This window comes from Marinovum sp. PR37, from assembly GCF_028807375.1.
Taxonomy (GTDB): domain Bacteria; phylum Pseudomonadota; class Alphaproteobacteria; order Rhodobacterales; family Rhodobacteraceae; genus Marinovum; species Marinovum algicola.
In genome coordinates, this window is the sequence record NZ_JARAML010000021.1 from 52,425 (window position 1) to 69,663 (window position 17,239).

16 protein-coding genes are annotated in these 17,239 nt (G+C 65.4%); 7 read left to right on the top strand and 9 right to left on the bottom strand.

Annotated features, from left to right (window positions below; translation table 11 throughout):
• Window positions 1-83 precede the first annotated feature (83 nt).
• A complete protein-coding gene (locus PVW49_RS16640) occupies window positions 84-1,085 on the top strand; it encodes a GlxA family transcriptional regulator (RefSeq protein ID WP_074835634.1) in 1,002 nt (333 codons plus the stop codon).
• On the opposite strand, the gene PVW49_RS16645 is transcribed toward PVW49_RS16640, so the two are convergent.
• Both PVW49_RS16645 and PVW49_RS16650 read right to left on the bottom strand, forming a co-directional pair.
• Window positions 1,082-1,498, bottom strand: coding sequence for a hypothetical protein (locus PVW49_RS16645; RefSeq protein WP_274591086.1), 417 nt, complete (start codon window positions 1,496-1,498; stop codon window positions 1,082-1,084). The genes PVW49_RS16640 and PVW49_RS16645 overlap by 4 nt on opposite strands.
• 60 nt (window positions 1,499-1,558) lie before the next feature.
• Complete coding sequence (locus tag PVW49_RS16650; RefSeq protein WP_274591087.1) at window positions 1,559-2,650, bottom strand: PQQ-dependent sugar dehydrogenase; 1,092 nt, start codon at window positions 2,648-2,650, stop codon at window positions 1,559-1,561.
• 171 nt (window positions 2,651-2,821) lie between these two features.
• Here PVW49_RS16650 and PVW49_RS16655 point away from each other — a divergent pair, with 171 nt between their 5' ends.
• From PVW49_RS16655 to PVW49_RS16675, 5 genes are all read left to right on the top strand, one after another.
• A complete protein-coding gene (locus tag PVW49_RS16655) occupies window positions 2,822-4,018 on the top strand; it encodes an ABC transporter substrate-binding protein (RefSeq protein ID WP_048531733.1) in 1,197 nt (398 codons plus the stop codon).
• Window positions 4,019-4,092: 74 nt separating this feature from the next.
• A complete protein-coding gene (locus PVW49_RS16660) occupies window positions 4,093-4,869 on the top strand; it encodes an ABC transporter ATP-binding protein (protein ID WP_048531732.1) in 777 nt (258 codons plus the stop codon).
• Between the two features lie 75 nt (window positions 4,870-4,944).
• A complete protein-coding gene (locus PVW49_RS16665) occupies window positions 4,945-5,658 on the top strand; it encodes an ABC transporter ATP-binding protein (protein WP_048531731.1) in 714 nt (237 codons plus the stop codon).
• 1 nt (window position 5,659) lies between these two features.
• Window positions 5,660-6,670: a branched-chain amino acid ABC transporter permease gene (locus PVW49_RS16670; RefSeq protein ID WP_048531730.1), complete on the top strand. Its 1,011-nt coding sequence runs from the start codon at window positions 5,660-5,662 to the stop codon at window positions 6,668-6,670.
• Window positions 6,667-7,971, top strand: a complete 1,305-nt coding sequence (locus PVW49_RS16675; protein WP_274591088.1) for a branched-chain amino acid ABC transporter permease — start codon at window positions 6,667-6,669, stop codon at window positions 7,969-7,971. Before PVW49_RS16670 ends, PVW49_RS16675 begins: the two co-directional genes overlap by 4 nt.
• Before the next feature lie 38 nt (window positions 7,972-8,009).
• On the opposite strand, the gene PVW49_RS16680 is transcribed toward PVW49_RS16675, so the two are convergent.
• Window positions 8,010-9,551 (bottom strand): helicase HerA-like domain-containing protein, encoded by a 1,542-nt coding sequence (locus tag PVW49_RS16680; protein WP_274591089.1) that lies wholly within the window; start codon window positions 9,549-9,551, stop codon window positions 8,010-8,012.
• A gap of 524 nt (window positions 9,552-10,075) precedes the next feature.
• Here PVW49_RS16680 and PVW49_RS16685 point away from each other — a divergent pair.
• Complete coding sequence (locus tag PVW49_RS16685; protein WP_274591090.1) at window positions 10,076-10,714, top strand: invasion associated locus B family protein; 639 nt, start codon at window positions 10,076-10,078, stop codon at window positions 10,712-10,714.
• A 58-nt stretch (window positions 10,715-10,772) separates the two neighbouring features.
• Here the strand turns inward: PVW49_RS16685 and lpxB are convergent, their stop codons facing one another.
• The 6 genes from lpxB to bamA form a co-directional block, all read right to left on the bottom strand.
• A complete protein-coding gene (gene lpxB, locus PVW49_RS16690) occupies window positions 10,773-11,930 on the bottom strand; it encodes a lipid-A-disaccharide synthase (protein ID WP_074835627.1) in 1,158 nt (385 codons plus the stop codon).
• Window positions 11,930-12,733, bottom strand: a complete 804-nt coding sequence (locus tag PVW49_RS16695) for an LpxI family protein (RefSeq protein ID WP_074835625.1) — start codon at window positions 12,731-12,733, stop codon at window positions 11,930-11,932. Before PVW49_RS16695 ends, lpxB begins: the two co-directional genes overlap by 1 nt.
• A gap of 5 nt (window positions 12,734-12,738) precedes the next feature.
• Entirely contained in the window at window positions 12,739-13,530 is a 792-nt protein-coding gene (lpxA, locus tag PVW49_RS16700) for an acyl-ACP--UDP-N-acetylglucosamine O-acyltransferase (RefSeq protein ID WP_074835624.1), read from the bottom strand.
• Window positions 13,530-13,985 (bottom strand): 3-hydroxyacyl-ACP dehydratase FabZ, encoded by a 456-nt coding sequence (gene fabZ, locus PVW49_RS16705; protein ID WP_048531719.1) that lies wholly within the window; start codon window positions 13,983-13,985, stop codon window positions 13,530-13,532. Before fabZ ends, lpxA begins: the two co-directional genes overlap by 1 nt.
• A 98-nt stretch (window positions 13,986-14,083) precedes the next feature.
• Window positions 14,084-14,782: an OmpH family outer membrane protein gene (locus PVW49_RS16710; RefSeq protein ID WP_074835622.1), complete on the bottom strand. Its 699-nt coding sequence runs from the start codon at window positions 14,780-14,782 to the stop codon at window positions 14,084-14,086.
• A complete protein-coding gene (gene bamA / locus PVW49_RS16715) occupies window positions 14,766-17,123 on the bottom strand; it encodes an outer membrane protein assembly factor BamA (protein WP_048531717.1) in 2,358 nt (785 codons plus the stop codon). The genes PVW49_RS16710 and bamA overlap by 17 nt, the downstream gene beginning before the upstream one ends.
• Window positions 17,124-17,239 lie beyond the last annotated feature (116 nt).

Consider the following 17,239-nt stretch of genomic DNA (forward strand, 5'->3'; position numbering starts at 1 on the left):
GCTTGGGTCCAACTGGCGCCATCTGTCCTTTTGCGACACAGGGAAAGTCGAAAAGAGACCTCCACTTCAAGGGTCCGCTGCTTATGAATTCCAAGACCGAAGACGTTCAGGTGACCGCACCGGCCAAACCGCGCCGGTTTGTCTTTGTCCTGCTCGAGAACTTCTCGCTGCTGCCTTTCTCGGCGGCCCTCGAATGCCTGCGGCTGGCCAACCGCATGTCGGGCAAGGCGCTGTATTCGTGGCGCATTCTCGGCGAAGGCGGCGAAAGCCAGACCTGCTCGGCCGGCACTTCTTTCCAGCTTCAGGGCGATCTCGAGGATATGCAGCGCGACGACGTAATCCTGGTCTGCGGCGGCATCGAGATCCAGCATGCCACTACCAAGCGCCTGCTCAACTGGCTCCGCCGCGAAGCGCGCAAGGGGCCGGTGATCGGCGGGCTCTGCACCGGCAGCTATGTTCTGGCGCGCGCCGGGCTTCTGGACGGGCGGCGCGCGACGATCCACTGGGAAAACTACGACAGCTTCTCCGAGGAATTCGAGGATGTCGGCCTGTCGAAGATGATCTTTGCCATCGACGGCCCGCGCATCACCACCGCCGGCGGCACCTCGTCGCTCGACATGATGCTCAAGGTGCTGGCCGACGATCACGGGCCCGAGCTGGCGAATGCGGTGGCGGACCAGATGATCTATTCCTCGATCCGCACCGATCAGGACAGCCAGCGGCTTTCGGTGCCCACCCGCATCGGCGTGCGCCATCCCAAGCTGAGCATGGTGATCCAGAAGATGGAGGCCAATATCGAAGAGCCGATCAGCCCGTCGATCCTGGCCAAGGATGTGGGCATGTCGACCCGTCAGCTCGAGCGGCTGTTCCGGCGCTATCTCAACCGAAGCCCGAAGCGCTATTACATGGAGCTGCGGCTGGAAAAGGCGCGCAACCTGCTGATGCAGACCGACATGAGCGTGATCAACGTGGCACTGGCCTGCGGATTTGCCTCGCCGTCGCATTTCTCGAAATGCTACCGCGCGCATTACGACACCACGCCCTATCGCGAGCGCGGCACCCATGGCTCGCGCCAGGGGTCCTAGAACTTGGCGTTCAGCTCGTCGAATTCGCTGTTGAAGTTGAACACCAGCGCGACGATGCCGTCGTCGCGGTCATGCAGCACGATATAGATGTAGATGTATTGCGTGCCTTCCCAATAGGCGATGAGCTCTTGCCGGAAGCCGTGATCCATGTCCTGCCGGCGGATCAAGGCGACATTTTCGAAATCGCGCGGATAGATCTCGCGCACGCGCCGTTCCAGCGCCTCCAACTCGGCCGGATCGGTCTGATCCCCAAAAACCGGCATGACCTCGGCGAAATCGCGGTTCTTGACCAGCGTGTCGAGACGGGCGCGCATCGCGAGGTAATTGTCAAAAAAAGCCTGCGCGTTCTGGGCCGGCGCCGCGATCGGCAGCAGCAGCGCGAGGCAGAGGGCAAGGCGGTGCAAGAGGGTCATGGAAAAACTCCCGGGTGATACCGGGAGTTTGGCGGCTTGCGGGCGTTGCGTCCAGAGGCCTCAGTTGGCCGGCGTCATGCGATAGAGCGTCCCCTGCCCAACGCTGAGAAACCAGATCGAGCCGTCCGGCGCTTCGCGGATGTCACGTACCCGTTCGGTGGCGGCGGATTTGATCTGCTCGCGCTCGCGCAAAGGCTCGCCATCGAGCCGCGAGATGTAATCGAACTTCAGCGAGCCGACAAAGAGATCGCCGCGCCATGCGGGCCAGAGCTTGCCGGAATAGAACATCATGCCCGAGGGGGCGATCGAGGGATCCCAGTAATGCTCGGGCTGTTCCATGCCGGGCTTGGCGGTGCCTTCGCCGATCTTGGCCCCGGAATAATGCCGGCCATAGGCGATGACCGGCCAGCCGTAATTGGCGCCGCGCCGGATCCGGTTGACCTCGTCTCCGCCGCGCGCGCCATGTTCGTTGACCCAGAGGTCGCCTTGCAGATCGAGCGCCGCGCCCTGCGGGTTGCGGTGGCCATAAGACCAGATCTCGGGCTGCGCATCGGGGCCGAGATCGGGGTTGCCCGGCGCCGGGGCGCCGTCGCGGGTGAGATGCAGGACAGATCCGTTGTGGCGTGTCACATCCTGCGCCGACGGCCGGTCGCCCCGGTCGCCGATGGTCAGAAACAGCGTGCCGTCGCGGGCCTCGACCAGCCGCGAGCCGAAATGCTGGCCTTTGCGGCTGGGCGCGGTCATCGAAAAGATCGTCTTGACCTGGGTAAGCTGCCCGCCGTCCTCGCTCAGCCGGCCGCGCATTACCGCAGTGCCGGCGCTGCGGCCCTCGGGCCTGGCGTAAGAGAGGAAGATTTCGCGTCTCTGGCGGAAATCGCGCGGCACCAGCACGTCGAGCAGCCCGCCCTGGCCCACCGCCGCGATCGGCGGCAGCCCGGCGACTTCGGAATGCTTGCCGCCCCGGCCCACATGCAGCAGCCTGCCGTCGCGCTCGGTGATCAGCAGCCCGCCACCGGGCAGGAAGCCCACCGACCAGGGCTCGTCGAGACCGCGCACTACCGGGGCCACCTCGACCCGGCCAACGGATGTGTCGAGCGGCGCGGCCGCCAGCCCGCTCGCGGCCAGCAGGAATGTCAGAACGAGACGCAGCATGGGATCCTCCTGTTTGCCGTCAATACGATAGTGCACCAGGACCGGCCGGCCATCCGCCTGATGTTTTCGTGATCAACCACCCCTGACCCGGCGGCAATCGGTCTTTTCTTTGCCAGAAACCGCGCATAGGCTGGCCGCCGGATAGTGTTATCCAATCAGGGAGACATCACGATGAAAAAGTTTTTGCTGGCAACAGCGCTGACCGGCCTGGGGGCAATGACCGCTCAAGCGGCGAGCCACTCCGAGATGGTCAAGGTGGGAATCATCCTGGGCTTTACCGGCCCGCTCGAAACCCTTGCTCCGGCGATGGCGGACAGTGGCGAAATGGCGCTGGCCGAGGTCAACGAGGCCGGCGGCATTCTCGACGGCATGATGGCCGAAGCGGTGCGCGGCGACGGCACCTGTGCCGATGCGGCAGCAGCTACCGCTGCGGCCGAACGTCTGGTCACCTCGGACGGCGTCTCGGCCATCCTGGGCGCGATGTGCTCGGGCGCGACCGGCGCGGTGCTGACCAATGTGTCGCTGCCCAATGGCATCCTGCAAATCTCGCCGTCGGCGACCTCGCCGGGCCTGTCGTCGATCGAGGACAACGGGCTGTTCTTCCGCATGGCGCCCTCCGACGCGCGTCAAGGCGAGGTGATGGCCGAGATCATCATGGAACGCGGCATCGACGAGGTCGCCGTGACCTATACCAACAACGATTACGGCTCGGGCCTCGCCTCGTCGTTCCAGCAGGCCTTCGAGGCGGCCGGCGGCAGCGTCACCCTTTCGGCCAGCCATGAGGACGGCAAGGCGGATTACTCGGCCGAAGTCGGCTCGCTGGCCTCGGCCGGCGGCGATGCGCTGGTGGTGATCGGCTATGTCGACCAGGGCGGCTCCGGCGTGATCCAGGCGGCGCTCGACACCGGGGCGTTCGAGACCTTCGTGCTGCCCGACGGCATGATCGGCACCGCGCTTGAAAACAACTTCGGCAGCGACATCGACGGCAGCTTTGGGCAGAACCCCAGCGTCGAGAATGAACGCGGCGACGAGTTCCTGGCCATGGCCGAAGCGGCCGGTTTCGACGGCACATCGGTCTATGCCAAGGAAGCCTATGATTCGATGGCGCTGATCCTGCTGTCGATGGCGGCGGCGGGGTCGACCAATGGCGCCGATGCGGCGGCCAAGGTGATGGAGCTGGCCAATGCCCCGGGCGAGAAGATCTATGCCGGCGAACTGGCCAAGGCGATCGAACTGATCGCGGCCGGCACCGACATCGATTATGTCGGCGCCTCTTCGGTAGAGTTGATCGAGCCGGGCGAAGCCTCGGGCGGCTATGCCGAGATGGAAATGAAGAACGGCAAGCTGGAAGCGATCGGTTACCGCTGATAAGAGCTTTGCAGTCATGAGATGGAAACAGCCCGGCGGTCCCGGGCTGTTTTGCCAAAAGGGGGGCAGATGGCGTGATCCGGGTTGAGAACCTGCACAGACATTTCGGCGGATTTCACGCCGTGGACGGCGCGACGCTGGAGATCGAGAAAGGCTCGGTCACCGCATTGGTCGGCCCCAACGGCGCCGGCAAGACGACGCTGTTCAACGTGATCGCCGGCGTGCTGCCGCCGACCTCGGGCAAGGTCTTCATGGAAGATGAGGACATCACCGGCCTGGCGCCGCATGTGCTGTTTTCCAAGGGGCTGTTGCGGACCTTTCAGGTCGCCCATGAATTCGGCTCGATGACCTGCCGCGAGAACCTGATGATGGTGCCCGGCGGGCAATCCGGCGAAACGCTCTGGAACACCTGGTTCGGCCGCAGGCGGATTGCCGAGGAGGAACGCGCCCTGCGCGCCCTGGCCGATCAGGTGCTGGAATTCCTGACCATCTCGCATCTGGCCGATCACCCGGCCGGCGCCATCTCGGGCGGGCAGAAGAAACTGCTCGAACTGGGCCGCACGATGATGGTCGACGCGCGCATCGTCTTTCTCGACGAGGTCGGCGCCGGGGTGAACCGGACGCTTCTGAACACCATTGCCGACGCGATCCTGCGGCTCAACAAGGAACGCGGCTATACCTTCTGCGTGATCGAGCACGACATGGATTTCATCGCCCGGCTCTGCGATCCGGTGATCGTCATGGCCGAGGGCAAGAAGCTGGCCCAGGGCACGATCGATGAGATCAAGGCCGATGACCAGGTGATCGAGGCCTATCTCGGCACCGGTCTGAAGAACAAGGAAACGGTGTGATGGCGGCAGCGCTGCGCAGGTGGGGGCCAGCCCCCACACCCCCGCGGTATTTCCAGCAAGAGGAAGGAACGGCGCATGGCTGACCCCTTTCTGATCGGCGAGGCGATGACCGGCGGCTATGGCAAGGGGCCGGACATCCTGCACGAGTGCACCATCGCGGTCGACAAGGGCGAGATCGCGGTGATCGTCGGGCCGAACGGCGCCGGCAAGTCGACCGCGATGAAGGCGGTCTTCGGCATGCTCGATGTGCGCTCCGGCGCGGTGCGGCTGGACGGACGCGAGATCACCGCGCTCAGCCCGCAGGACCGGGTGGCCCGCGGCATGGGCTTCGTGCCGCAGACCAGCAATATCTTTGGCGCGATGTCGGTCGAGGAAAACCTCGAGATGGGCGCCTTTATCCGGCGCGACGACATCCGCGGCACCATGGAGCAGGTCTATGACCTGTTTCCGATCCTGCGCGACAAGCGTCACCAGGCGGCGGGCGAATTGTCGGGCGGGCAGCGCCAGCAGGTGGCGGTGGGCCGGGCGCTGATGACCCAGCCGCAAGTGCTGATGCTCGACGAGCCGACCGCCGGGGTGAGCCCGATCGTGATGGACGAGCTGTTCGACCGGATCATCGAGGTGGCGCGCACAGGCATCTCCATCCTGATGGTGGAGCAGAACGCCCGCCAGGCGCTCGAGATCGCCGACAAGGGCTATGTGCTGGTGCAGGGGCGCAATGCCCATACCGGCAGTGGCAAGGACCTGCTGGCCGACCCCGAGGTCCGGCGCAGTTTTCTGGGGGGCTGAGATGGACATTTTGAACGCATTGGTGGTGCTGGCCAATTTTGTCCTGATCCCCGCCATCGCCTATGGCGCGCAGCTGGCGCTGGGCGCACTGGGGGTGACGCTGATCTATGGTATCCTGCGGTTTTCCAATTTTGCCCATGGCGACACCATGGCCTTTGGCGCCATGGTCACCATTCTGGTCACCTGGGCCTTGCAGGGCTGGGGCGTGAGCCTCGGGCCGCTGCCCACCGCGCTGCTCGCCCTGCCCTTCGGCATTCTCGGCTGCATGGCGCTGGTGCTGCTGACCGACCGCCTGGTCTATCGCTTCTACCGGGCGCAGCGGGTCAAGCCGGTGATCCTGGTGATCGTCTCGATGGGGGTGATGTTCGTCTATAACGGCGTGGTGCGCTTTGTCATCGGCGCCGACGACCAGCGTTTTGCCGATGGCGAGCGGTTCATCATCTCGGTCCGGGATTTCAAGGCGCTGACCGGGCTGGAGGAAGGCCTGGGGATCCGCACGACCCAGGGGCTGACGGTGGTGACGGCGGTGATCACCGTGGCGCTGCTGTTCTGGTTCCTCAACCGCACCCGCACCGGCAAGTCGATGCGGGCCTATTCCGACAACGAGGATCTCGCCCTGCTCTCGGGCATCAATCCGGAACGGGTGGTGATGATCACCTGGCTGCTGGTGGCGACCCTGGCGACCATTGCCGGCACGCTTTACGGGCTCGACAAGACCTTCAAGCCCTTCACCTATTTCCAGCTGCTGCTGCCGGTCTTTGCCAGCGCCATCGTCGGCGGTCTGGGCAGCCCGCTGGGCGCGATTGCCGGCGGCTTTGTCATCGCCTTTTCCGAGGTCGGCATCACCTATGCCTGGAAGAAAGTGGCGGAATACCTGCTGCCCGAGGCCTGGGAGCCTGACAGCCTGCTGCAACTTCTGGGCACGGATTACAAATTCGCGGTGAGCTTTGTCATTCTGGTGATCGTGCTGCTGATCCGGCCCACCGGGCTCTTCAAGGGGAAATCGGTATGAGCCAATCCGTGAAAACCTTCGGCCTGTTAGGCCTTGTGGCCTTGCTGATCCTTGGCACCGGCTTTGTCCAGAGCTGGAATTCGGCGCTGCTCATTCTCAACATGGGGCTGGTTTCGGCGCTGATGGCGCTGGGGGTCAACCTGCAATGGGGCTTTGCCGGGCTGTTCAACGTCGGTGTTATGGGCTTCGTGGCGCTGGGCGGGCTGGCAACCGTGGTGATCGCCATGCCGCCGGTGCGCGCAGCCTGGGCGGCTGGCGCCAGCGGTGTTCTGGCGGCGCTGGCGGTGGGCGCTCTGACGCTGGCGCTGGCGGTCTGGGTGACGCGCAGGATGGCCCGAGGCTGGCCGCGCGCCCTGGTGTCTCTGAGTGTGCTGGTGGCGGGCTTCGTGATCTACCGGGCGCTGTTCGATCCGGCGGTGGCGGAGATCGAGCGGATCGACCCGGCGCTGACCGGCTATCTCGGCGGGCTGGGCCTGCCGGTGGTGCTGGCCTGGCCGGTGGGCGGGCTGCTGGCCGCCGGCGCGGCCTGGGTGATCGGCAAGACCGCGCTGGGGCTGCGCTCGGACTACCTGGCGATTGCGACGCTGGGCATTGCCGAGATCATCATCGCCGTGCTCAAGAACGAGGATTGGCTGGCGCGTGGCGTCAAGAACGTGATCGGCCTGCCGCGGCCGGTGCCTTATGAGATCGATCTGCAAAACGATCCGGCCTTTGTTGAGCGCGCCACCGGGCTGGGGATCGACGTGACCACCGCCTCGACGCTTTATGTCAAGCTGGGCTACGGGCTGATGTTCGCCGTGGTGCTGATCGGCGTGCTGGTGCTGGCGCAACTGGCGCTGAGCTCGCCCTGGGGACGGATGATGCGCGCCATCCGCGACAACGAGGTGGCGGCGCGGGCCATGGGCAAGGATGTGACCGCGCGGCACTTGCAGGTCTTTGTCCTGGGATCGGCTATCTGCGGCGTCGCGGGGGCGATGATGACGACGCTGGACGGCCAGCTGACGCCGGCCTCCTACCAGCCGCTGCGCTATACCTTTCTGATCTGGGTGATGGTGATCGTCGGCGGATCGGGCAATAATTTCGGTGCGGTGCTGGGCGGCTTCCTGATCTGGTTCCTCTGGGTGCAGGTCGAGCCGATCGGCGCGGCGGTGATCGATCTGGTGACCTCCGGGATGGCCGACGGGTCCTGGCTCAAGGCGCATCTGCAAGGCTCGGTCCAGCACATGCGGCTGTTGACCATGGGGGTGATCCTGCTCTTGGTGCTGCGGTTTGCGCCGCGGGGCTTGCTGCCGGAACGGTAGGCCAGACGGGCTTCGGGCCTGCTGTCCGGGGCGCCTGCCTAACGCCCCTTGAACAGCCCGCCGAGGATGCCACGGACGATGCGGCGGCCGGTGGTGCCCTTGAGCTCCTTGATCACGGCCTGGGTCATCGCCTCGCCGATGCGCGCGCCCGGTGAATATTGCCGGCGCGCGGTCGAGCGGGGCACCCGGGTGCCGGAATAGCGCCGGCCCGCCCGGTATTCCCGCTCTGCCACCTCGGCCTCTTCCTCCCGGCGCTCGGCCGCTTCGGCGGCGGTTGCCGCCTCTTCGGCGCGTTGGGCGAGGATTTCATAAGCCGACTGGCGGTCCTGCGCATGTTCGTATTTGCCGGCCACCGGCGAGGCGGCCATCACCTGCGCCCGGGTCGCGGCGTCGATCGGCCCGAGCCGGGAAGAAGGCGGGCGGATCAGCGTGCGCTCTGCCATGCCCGGCACGCCCTTGTTCTCCAGCAGGGAGGTCACCGCCTCGCCGACGCCGACCTCGCGGATCGCCGCTTCGATGTCGAAACGGGGATTGTCGCGGTAGGTTTCGGCCGCCAACCGCAGCGCCTTGCGATCGCGGGCGGTAAAGGCGCGCAGCGCGTGCTGGATGCGGTTGCCGAGCTGGCCGAGGATATCCTCGGGCACGTCATCGGGGTTCTGGGTGATGAAGTATACGCCGACCCCCTTGGAGCGGATCAGCCGGGCGACCTGTTCGACCTTGTCGACCAGCGCCGGCGGTGCGCCGTCGAACAGGAGATGGGCCTCGTCGAAGAAGAACACCAGTTTCGGCTTGTCGGGGTCGCCGACCTCGGGCAGCTCTTCGAAGAGCTCCGACAGCAACCAGAGCAGGAAGGTGGCATAGAGCCGCGGCGCCCCCATCAGCCGGTCGGCGGCGAGAATGTTGATCCGCCCCCGGCCTTCGGCATCACGGGTCATCAGATCGCCGAGATCAAGCGCCGGTTCGCCAAAGAGCCGCGCGCCGCCCTGGTTCTCGAGCACCAGCAGGCGGCGCTGGATCGCACCGATCGAGGCGGTGGAGATATTGCCGTACCGCAGCGACAGATCCCTGCGGCTCTCACCGACCCAGACCAGCAACGCTTGCAGATCCTTGAGATCGAGCAGCGGCAGCCCCTCTTCGTCGGCCAGCCGGAAGGCGATGTTGAGTACGCCCTCCTGCGCCTCGGTCAGCTCGAGCAGCCGGGCCAGCAGCAGCGGCCCCATCTCGGAGACCGTGGTGCGCACCGGATGGCCCTGATCGCCGAACAGATCCCAGAAGGTGACCGGGAAACTCTCATAGGTGTAGTCGTCAAGGCCGATCCGGGCGGCGCGCTCCATGAACGCCGCGTGCAGCTTGAAATCCGCGCGCCCGGCGGCGGCCAGCCCGGACAGGTCGCCCTTGACGTCCGACAGGAACACCGGAACCCCGGCCTTCGCAAACCCTTCGGCGAGGATTTGCAGCGTCACCGTCTTGCCGGTTCCGGTGGCGCCGGCAATCAGACCATGGCGGTTGGCATAGCCCAGCCTGAGGCCCTGACGCGCGCCATACTCCGGCCCGCCGCCGCCGATGAAAATCTCTGTCATGCCCTGCTCCGCCCCGGTAAAACCACGCCCGGCGCGAAAAAATCGCGCCGGGCAACCTTAACTTAACCTTTCTGTATCAGTCTCGGCAATGTCCGGCGCAGGGCTCTTGCCTGACGGCCGGATTGACTTCCTCCCTGTCAGACTGGCCGTGCCTGAGAAGGTGCGGCCCTTTTTTCGCGTCTTGGACCTTGCGGGGTCAAAGCGCTTTCGAAGCCAACCCCGAAAAAGTGAAAACTTGCCTGTTGACCGAAGGCAAAATTCTTCGTAGCGTCCCGTCAATGACTAAGTCGGCCAGTCCGACGGGGAGCAAAAAAATTCGAGGAGAGGCCGGTTTCCCGGCCTCTTTTCTTTTTCCGCCAAAGGCTTGCCTCCGGTGCGTTGACATCCCTTCACGGATATATGCACGATATGGGCCAAACGGATGGCGAAGATCGCCTGACAGGCCCGGACGGGCGTGCTAAGCGCTGCACCGAGGATGAAGCCGAACCATCCGACCGATGACATCTCAATCAGAGGGGGGCAAGATGCCCAGATTTCTTTCCTTCATGCCCGTGATCGCCCTGTTGGCCCTGTCGGCCCTGTCGGCCCCGGTCATGGCACAGGAGACCGCAGACGGCGACGCCACAGCGACCGAGAGCGAAACGCCGGCCGGGGAAACCGCAGAACCCGCCACCGGCGATACGGTGCCGTCCGACGGCGAACCGGCGCTTGGCCAGACCTATGTAAAGGAAGAGGTTGGCGACTGGGAGCTGCGCTGCATCCGCACCGAAACGCCCGCCGACGATCCCTGTCAGCTGTACCAGCTGCTCAAGGAAGGCGACGGCAACGCGCTGGCCGAGATCTCGCTGTTCCGTCTGCCGGAAGAAGCCAAGCTGCCGGCCGGCGCCACGGTGATCGTGCCGCTCGAGACGCTGCTTACCGGCCAACTGGGCATTTCGGTCGATGGCGGCCAGCCCAAGAGCTATCCGTTTTCCTTCTGCAACCGCCAGGGCTGTTACGCGCGGATCGGCCTGACCGCCGAGGATATCGCCGCCTTCAAGCGCGGCGCCGAAGCCAAGGTGATGATCCGCCCCTTCGCGGCCCCCGATCAGGTGGTGACCTCCACCATGTCGCTGACCGGCTTCACCGCCGGCTATGACAAGGCCAGCGTGATCAACCAGTAAGCGCCGCACCAGGCCCGAACACCAAGACGCCGCCCTCACAGGGGCGGCGTTTTTCGCTTCAGGACCGGGCCAATCCGTCAAGCACGGCACGGGCGGCCCGGATGCCCGGCGGCTCCTGCCCCTGCCCCAGCCGCTCCATGACCAGCGCCATGGCGGCCTTCTGGCTCTCTGGCGCCTCCGCCAGCCGCAACACCGCCGCGGCGATGTCAGCCGGCACACAGGCCTTGGCGACATATTCCGGCACGACGCGGGTGTCGGACACCAGGTTGACCAGCGTCACCGTATCGACCCGCAGCAGGTGCATGATCAGGGTCCGCGACAGCCAGTTCATGTCATAGGCGATCACCATCGGCGTGCCCGCCGCCGCCAATTCGAGCGAGACCGTGCCCGAGGCCGCCAGCGCCAGGTCTCCGGCACGAAAAGCCGCGCGCTTTTCGGCCTGGGCGCCCTCGGCTGCACCGTCGAGCACCAGCGGCGCGCCGGGCCAATCCGCCACCGCCTGCTGAACCAGGGGCACCACCGGGCCCGCCGCGGGCACCACCAGCCGCATGTCCGGGCGACGGGCACAGACCTCGCGCAAGACCTCGCCAAAGATCGGCCCCATGCGCGTGACCTCGCTGCGCCGCGATCCGGGCAGCACCAGCAGCAGCGGCGCATCGGCCAGACCGTGACGGGACCGGAACGCCAGAGCCTCGGCCGCGCTGGCCTGAGGATCGGTCACCACCGGATGGCCGACAAAATCGCAGCGCATGCCGGCGGCTTCCATATAAGGCGGCTCGAAAGGCAGCAGCGCCAGCACCTGATCGATGTGCCGCGCCATTTTGGCGGCGCGGCCGGGGCGCCAGGCCCAGACCGTGGGGGCGACGTAATGCACCGTGCGGATGTTGCTGCGCGCCTTGACGATCTTCGCCACCCGCAGACAGAACTCCGGCAGGTCGATGGTGATCAGCACGTCCGGCCGCGCCGCGATCACCGCCTCGGCAGCCTCGGTCACCCGGCGTTTCAGCGCGGGATATTGCTTCAGGATCTCGGTCAGCCCCATGACGCTGATGTCGTCCATGGGAAAGATGCTCGAGAGCCCCTCTTCCGTCATTCGCGGCCCACCGATGCCGATGAACTCGACCTCGGTATCGGGCAGAAGGCTGCGCAGGCCCGCCATCAACGCCGCACCGAGTTTGTCGCCGGATGGTTCGCCGGCAATGACGAAGACCCGCATCACTCCGCTTCCGCGAGAAGGAACACCCCGGTCTCGCCGGCCGCCGCGATCAGCGCCGCGCGGTCGATCAATACCACCTGATTTGCGGCAATCACGATGCCTTGCAGCCCGGCCCTGGCGGCGGCGCGCACCGTCTCTGGGCCGATCGCGGGCATGTCGACGCGCAGATCCTGGCCGATCTTGGGGCGTTTGACCAGAACGCCGCCCTTACCGCGCAGCGTCTGCGACGCCTCGGAGACAAAGCGCAGCATCTCGTCGGTGCCCTGCTGGGTCTCGATGCCAAGGGCGATGCCGGTGTCGACCACCGCCGCCTGCCCGACATCGAGCGGCGAGAGCGCGGTCAGGATCTGTTTCGCCCGGGTGATGTCGGCGCGGGCCGCCGCATCGGGTGCGTCGCCGGCCAGCAGGCCCGGCGCGGCGGTCAGCTCGGGCAGCAGCTCATGCGCCCCGATCACCGCAAACCCGGCCTCTTCGAAGATCGAGACCACCAGCCGCACCAGCGCATCGTCGCCGCCCTGAAGCGCGGCGAGCAGCCGAGGCGCCAGCGACTGCATGAAAGGATCGAAGCTCTGCGGATCGAGCGGCGGCCGGCCGACACCACCGGCCAGCACCAGCCGTTCCACGCCGCGTTCCTTGAGATCGTCGAGCAGCGCGCCGAAGGCCTCGAAGCGGTGATGGGCATCAACCCGCGGCACCGGTGTCTCGACGCCGTCGAAGGAGACGCAGACCGCGTCGGGATAGGCCTCGGCCAGCGCCTTGGGCATGGCGCCGCGCCCGGCCAGGATCGCCAGTTTTCCGGTCATGGCGCTCAGCCTCCGGGGGTCAGGTAGTGGCGATCGCTGTCGCCGAGGATGAAATCGACGATCTCGCGCACATAGGCGCTCTGGGTCTCGGCGCCCAGCCGTTTGGCGCGTTCGACAAAGGCGCCCTCGCCCTGGGCCAGCATCTGAAAGGCCGCGCGCAGTGCGGTGATATCGGCGCGGGCCACACCCCGACGTTTGAGACCGACGAGGTTGAGCCCGTCGAGCTTGCCGCGCGGCGCCTGTACCAGACCATGCGGGATCACGTCATTGGTCACCATGGTCACCGCGCCGATGATCGCACCGTGGCCGATGCGGACAAACTGATGCACGCCGGCGAGCCCGCCGATGATCACCTCGTCCTCGATGATGCAATGGCCGGCCAGCGCGGCATTGTTGACCACGATCACCTTGTTGCCGACCTGGACGTCATGCGCGACGTGACAGCCGGCCATGAACAGCCCGTCATCGCCCACCCGGGTCACACCGCCGCCGCCGGCGGTGCCGGTGTTCATCGTCACATGTTCGCGGATGCGGTTGCGCTTGCCGATCACCAGCCGGGTCTCTTCGCCGGCGAACTTGAGGTCTTGCGGGATCTCGCCAATCACCGCGAAGGGAAAGATCACCGTCTCTTCGCCGATCTCGGTCTGACCGGAGACCACCACATGGCTCTTGAGCTCGACCCGCGGGCCCAGCACCACCTTGGGGCCGACATGACAGAACGGGCCGATCCGGCAGCCGATGCCGATTTCGGCGCCATCCTCGATCACCGCGCTGGGGTGAATGAAGGTGTCAGCCATCAGAGATCCATCATCGCGGTGAACTCGCATTCCGCCGCCATCTCGCCATCGACCGTGGCCACGCCCGAGAACTTCCAGACCTTGCCGCCGGGTTTGCCGCGTTCGGTTTTGACGTTCATCTCGAGCACGTCGCCGGGGATCACCTTGCGGCGGAACTTGCACTTGTCGATCGCCATGAAATAGATCAGCAGATCCTTGTCGGCCAGATCCATCGCCACGCCGATCATCACCCCCGAAGTCTGCGCCATCGCCTCGACGATGGTCACGCCGGGCATGATCGGTGTGCCGGGGAAATGGCCCTGAAAATGCGGCTCGTTCATGGTGACGTTCTTGATACCTTTGGCCGAGGAATAGCCATCGATATCGACCACCTTGTCGACCAGCAGGAACGGATAGCGATGCGGCAAAATCCGCTGAATCAGCTGGATATCCGCAGTTTTGAGTGGCTCGGTCATTGCTCTTGTCCTTCTTCCGTCCCGTGCGGGCCTTGACGCGCGGCTGTTGTCTTGTCCCTAGCAACCGGGGCGCGCCACGGCAAGCGTTCCGCAGCCGCTCACTCGGGCTCTGGCCCTGGCGTCACGGGCGTCACGGGCGCCGCTTCCGGCGCGTCGCCGGTATCAGGCGCGGGCTCGGGCCGAGCCGGGGTCTCCTGCGGGGCATCCGGCGCGGGCTGATCGGCGGCGTCACGCTCGGCATAATTCGCGTCGAGCAGTTGCGCGGTCAGGCCGCTGACGTCGATGGCATCGTTGAAAACCAGGACATTGCGCTTTTCCACCACCAGCACGGCGCCGGCGTCGAGCATCAGCTGCCCCAGGATCGGAAAGGCGGTCTGGCGAAATTCGAGCCGGGCATTGGCCTGATCGCGGTTCAGCGCCTGGGCGCGCTGGTCCTGCTCGGCGCGCAGCGCTTGCACCTTGTCGTCGAAGGCATCGGCCAGCTTGCGGAATTCCGTGGCCGAGAGCGTCGCGCGCTTGTCGGTCAGCGCCTTTTCCTCGGCCGCCATCTCGAGATCGATCCGGGCGATTTCATCGGCCAGTTCGCGGCTTCGAAGCTCGAATTCCTCCAGGATTTCCTGGCCGCGTTGCGACAGGCGAAAGACCTCATCGAAATCCACCACAAGCACCGGGCTGCGCGGCGCCTGATCCTGCGCCGCAAGCGCGCCGGGCAAGACCAGCAAGAGGGCCAGAAGCCCGCGAGCCAGGGCCTGTCTCAGACCCCGGCCAAGCCGGCCCGGATCAGAAATCTGTGGCAAGTGTGAATTCGAAGAAGCGGTCTTCGTCATGCTCTTCTTTTTGCAGCGCCTTGGTGAAGTTGAACCGCAGCGGGCCGATGGCGGTCGTCCAGAACAGCGAGGCGCCGATCACGTGGCGCGCCGCCGGGTCGTCCTGCACCACCGAATTGCCGGCGGTGGTGGTCGAGGTATTGTCGAGCCCCCAGAGCGAGCCGACGTCGTAAAACAGACCGCCGGTCAGGCCGTATTCCTCGGGCAGACCAAGCGGGAATTCCGCCTCGAAACGGGCGACGGCAAAGTAATTGCCGCCGAGCGCATCATTGACGCCACCGCTGCCGATTTCGCGCGGGCCGATGCCGCCGGGCTCAAAACCGCGCATCCGCGACGACCCGAGGTTGAAGCGGTCGATCACCCGGCTGTCGTTGCTGCCGGTCCAGAGCGCGCCGCCCTCGACAACCGCGCGCAGGGTGACTTCCTCGTTGCGCACCTTCTTCTGGCCCACCGCGCGGGCCACCGTGGTGACCGAGGTGACATCCCCGCCCAGGCCGGCGAAATCCTGGCTGAATTGCAGCCGCACGCCGGCGGTCGGATCAAGCCCGGTGTCGATCGTGTCAAAGGTATAGGTATAGCCCAGCCCGCTGGAGAACAGCGCGCCCTGATCGACCTCGGCGGTCAGGATATCGCCCAGATCGCTGCCGGCGTTGAGCATCTCGGAATAGCGCGCGGTATAGCGGCCCTGAAGCGTGCTGTATTCGGCCACCGGAAAGGTCAGGCTGGTGGTGAACCGGCCAATCGCCGTGTCATAGCTGTCGTCGTACTGGTTGTCGGTTTCCGAATAGTTCAGCCCGATGCCGAACCGCAGATCGCGGTTGAGAAAGGCCGGCTCGGCGAAGGTGAACCCGTAGCTCCGGGTGCCCGAGGCGGTCGAAAGCTCGACCCCGAGTGCCTGGCCACGGCCCAGGAAATTGCGCTCGTTGAACGACAGGTTGAGGCCAAAGCCGCCGTCGGTCGAATAGGTGCCGCCAAAGCCGATCGAGCCGGTGGGCGCCTCTTCGACATCGACATCCACGATCACCTGCTGCGGCGTCGAACCTTCGCGGGCGTTGACATCGGCATTGCCGAAAAAGCCCAGCGCGCGGATGCGTTCGGCCGATTGCCGGATCTCGCGCGGGTTGAAGGGATCGCCTTCGACCACCTTGAACTGGCGCCGGATCACCCGGTCGAGCGTGGTGGTGTTGCCTTCAATATCGATCCGCTCGATGAAGATCCGCGGACCGCGCGACAGCACGAATTCCACATCCAGTTCGAGCGTCCGGTCGTTGCGGGTGATCCGCGGCTCGACGCGGATGAAATTCAGCCCCCGGCGGTTGGCCAGCCGCTCCATCCGCGCAATCTCGTTCTCGACCAGCGCCGGCGAATAGACCACGCCGGGACGCACGCGCAGAATCTCGGCGAATTCGGCCGGATCGACATCCGCCAGATCGGAGGTGGCGGTGACTTCGCCAAAGGTGAACTGCTGGCCTTCCTGCACGTTGAAGGTGACGAAATAGCCGTCACGCTCTTCGGCGATCTCGGCATTGACCGAATTGATGCGGAAGTCGACATAGCCGCGCGACTGATAGAAATCGGTCAGCACCTGCTTGTCGAATTCGATACGATCCTCGACAAAGCTGTCCCGGCGGATGATGGCACGGAACAGACCGGCCTGCTTGGTGCCCAGCACCCGGCGCAACCGGCGGTCGGAATAGACATTGTTGCCGACGATCGACACCCGCTCGACCTCGATCACCCCGCCCTCGAGGATCTCGAAGGCGAGATCGACGCGGTTGTCGGAACGGCGGATCAGCTTGGGCGTCACCCGGGCAGCGGCGCGGCCCTGCTCGGCATAAGCCTGCACGATGATCCCGGCGTCGCGTTCGGCGGTGGCGGGGTTGAACACCCGCCGCGATTCAGAGGTCACCAGCCCGGCCAGATCCTCATCCTTGATCCGGCGGTTGCCCTCGAACACCACGCGGTTGATGGTGGGATATTCCACCACGCGGATCACCAGCTTGTTGCCAACCGGCACGATCTCGACCTCTTCGAAGAGGCCGGAGGCCAGGATGCGCTGATAGGCATCGTTCAATTCGGCGGCCGTGACCGTCTGGCCGCGGGCAATGCCGGCGTAGCTCAGGATCGTGGCCGGCTCGATACGCTGCGAGCCCTCGATGGAAACCTCGGTGAAAGTATAGCTCTGCGCCAGGGCCGGCTGCGGCAAAACCGCCGCCTGAACCGCAAGGGCCGCCGCGCTGGCAAACAGGACAGATTTGACCGCTTTTACTGCCGCACGTTCATTGGCGCGCGTTCCCACTCGATTTTTCATGAGCCAATCCGTTATCTTCCCACGCCTTGGTGAGTATCGGGATCATGCCGGGTTGTCAAAACCATGCAAGCCCGCAAAAGCAGGAATTTTTCCGGTGTGGCCACAAAATATGGGAG

Coding starts and splice junctions, on each gene's coding strand:
- PVW49_RS16640 (WP_074835634.1), top strand. CDS start 84: ATGAATTCCAAGACCGAAGACGTTCAGGTGACCGCACCGGCCAAACCG.
- PVW49_RS16645 (WP_274591086.1), bottom strand. CDS start 1,498: ATGACCCTCTTGCACCGCCTTGCCCTCTGCCTCGCGCTGCTGCTGCCG.
- PVW49_RS16650 (WP_274591087.1), bottom strand. CDS start 2,650: ATGCTGCGTCTCGTTCTGACATTCCTGCTGGCCGCGAGCGGGCTGGCG.
- PVW49_RS16655 (WP_048531733.1), top strand. CDS start 2,822: ATGAAAAAGTTTTTGCTGGCAACAGCGCTGACCGGCCTGGGGGCAATG.
- PVW49_RS16665 (WP_048531731.1), top strand. CDS start 4,945: ATGGCTGACCCCTTTCTGATCGGCGAGGCGATGACCGGCGGCTATGGC.
- PVW49_RS16670 (WP_048531730.1), top strand. CDS start 5,660: ATGGACATTTTGAACGCATTGGTGGTGCTGGCCAATTTTGTCCTGATC.
- PVW49_RS16675 (WP_274591088.1), top strand. CDS start 6,667: ATGAGCCAATCCGTGAAAACCTTCGGCCTGTTAGGCCTTGTGGCCTTG.
- PVW49_RS16680 (WP_274591089.1), bottom strand. CDS start 9,551: ATGACAGAGATTTTCATCGGCGGCGGCGGGCCGGAGTATGGCGCGCGT.
- PVW49_RS16685 (WP_274591090.1), top strand. CDS start 10,076: ATGCCCAGATTTCTTTCCTTCATGCCCGTGATCGCCCTGTTGGCCCTG.
- lpxB (WP_074835627.1), bottom strand. CDS start 11,930: ATGCGGGTCTTCGTCATTGCCGGCGAACCATCCGGCGACAAACTCGGT.
- PVW49_RS16695 (WP_074835625.1), bottom strand. CDS start 12,733: ATGACCGGAAAACTGGCGATCCTGGCCGGGCGCGGCGCCATGCCCAAG.
- lpxA (WP_074835624.1), bottom strand. CDS start 13,530: ATGGCTGACACCTTCATTCACCCCAGCGCGGTGATCGAGGATGGCGCC.
- fabZ (WP_048531719.1), bottom strand. CDS start 13,985: ATGACCGAGCCACTCAAAACTGCGGATATCCAGCTGATTCAGCGGATT.
- bamA (WP_048531717.1), bottom strand. CDS start 17,123: ATGAAAAATCGAGTGGGAACGCGCGCCAATGAACGTGCGGCAGTAAAA.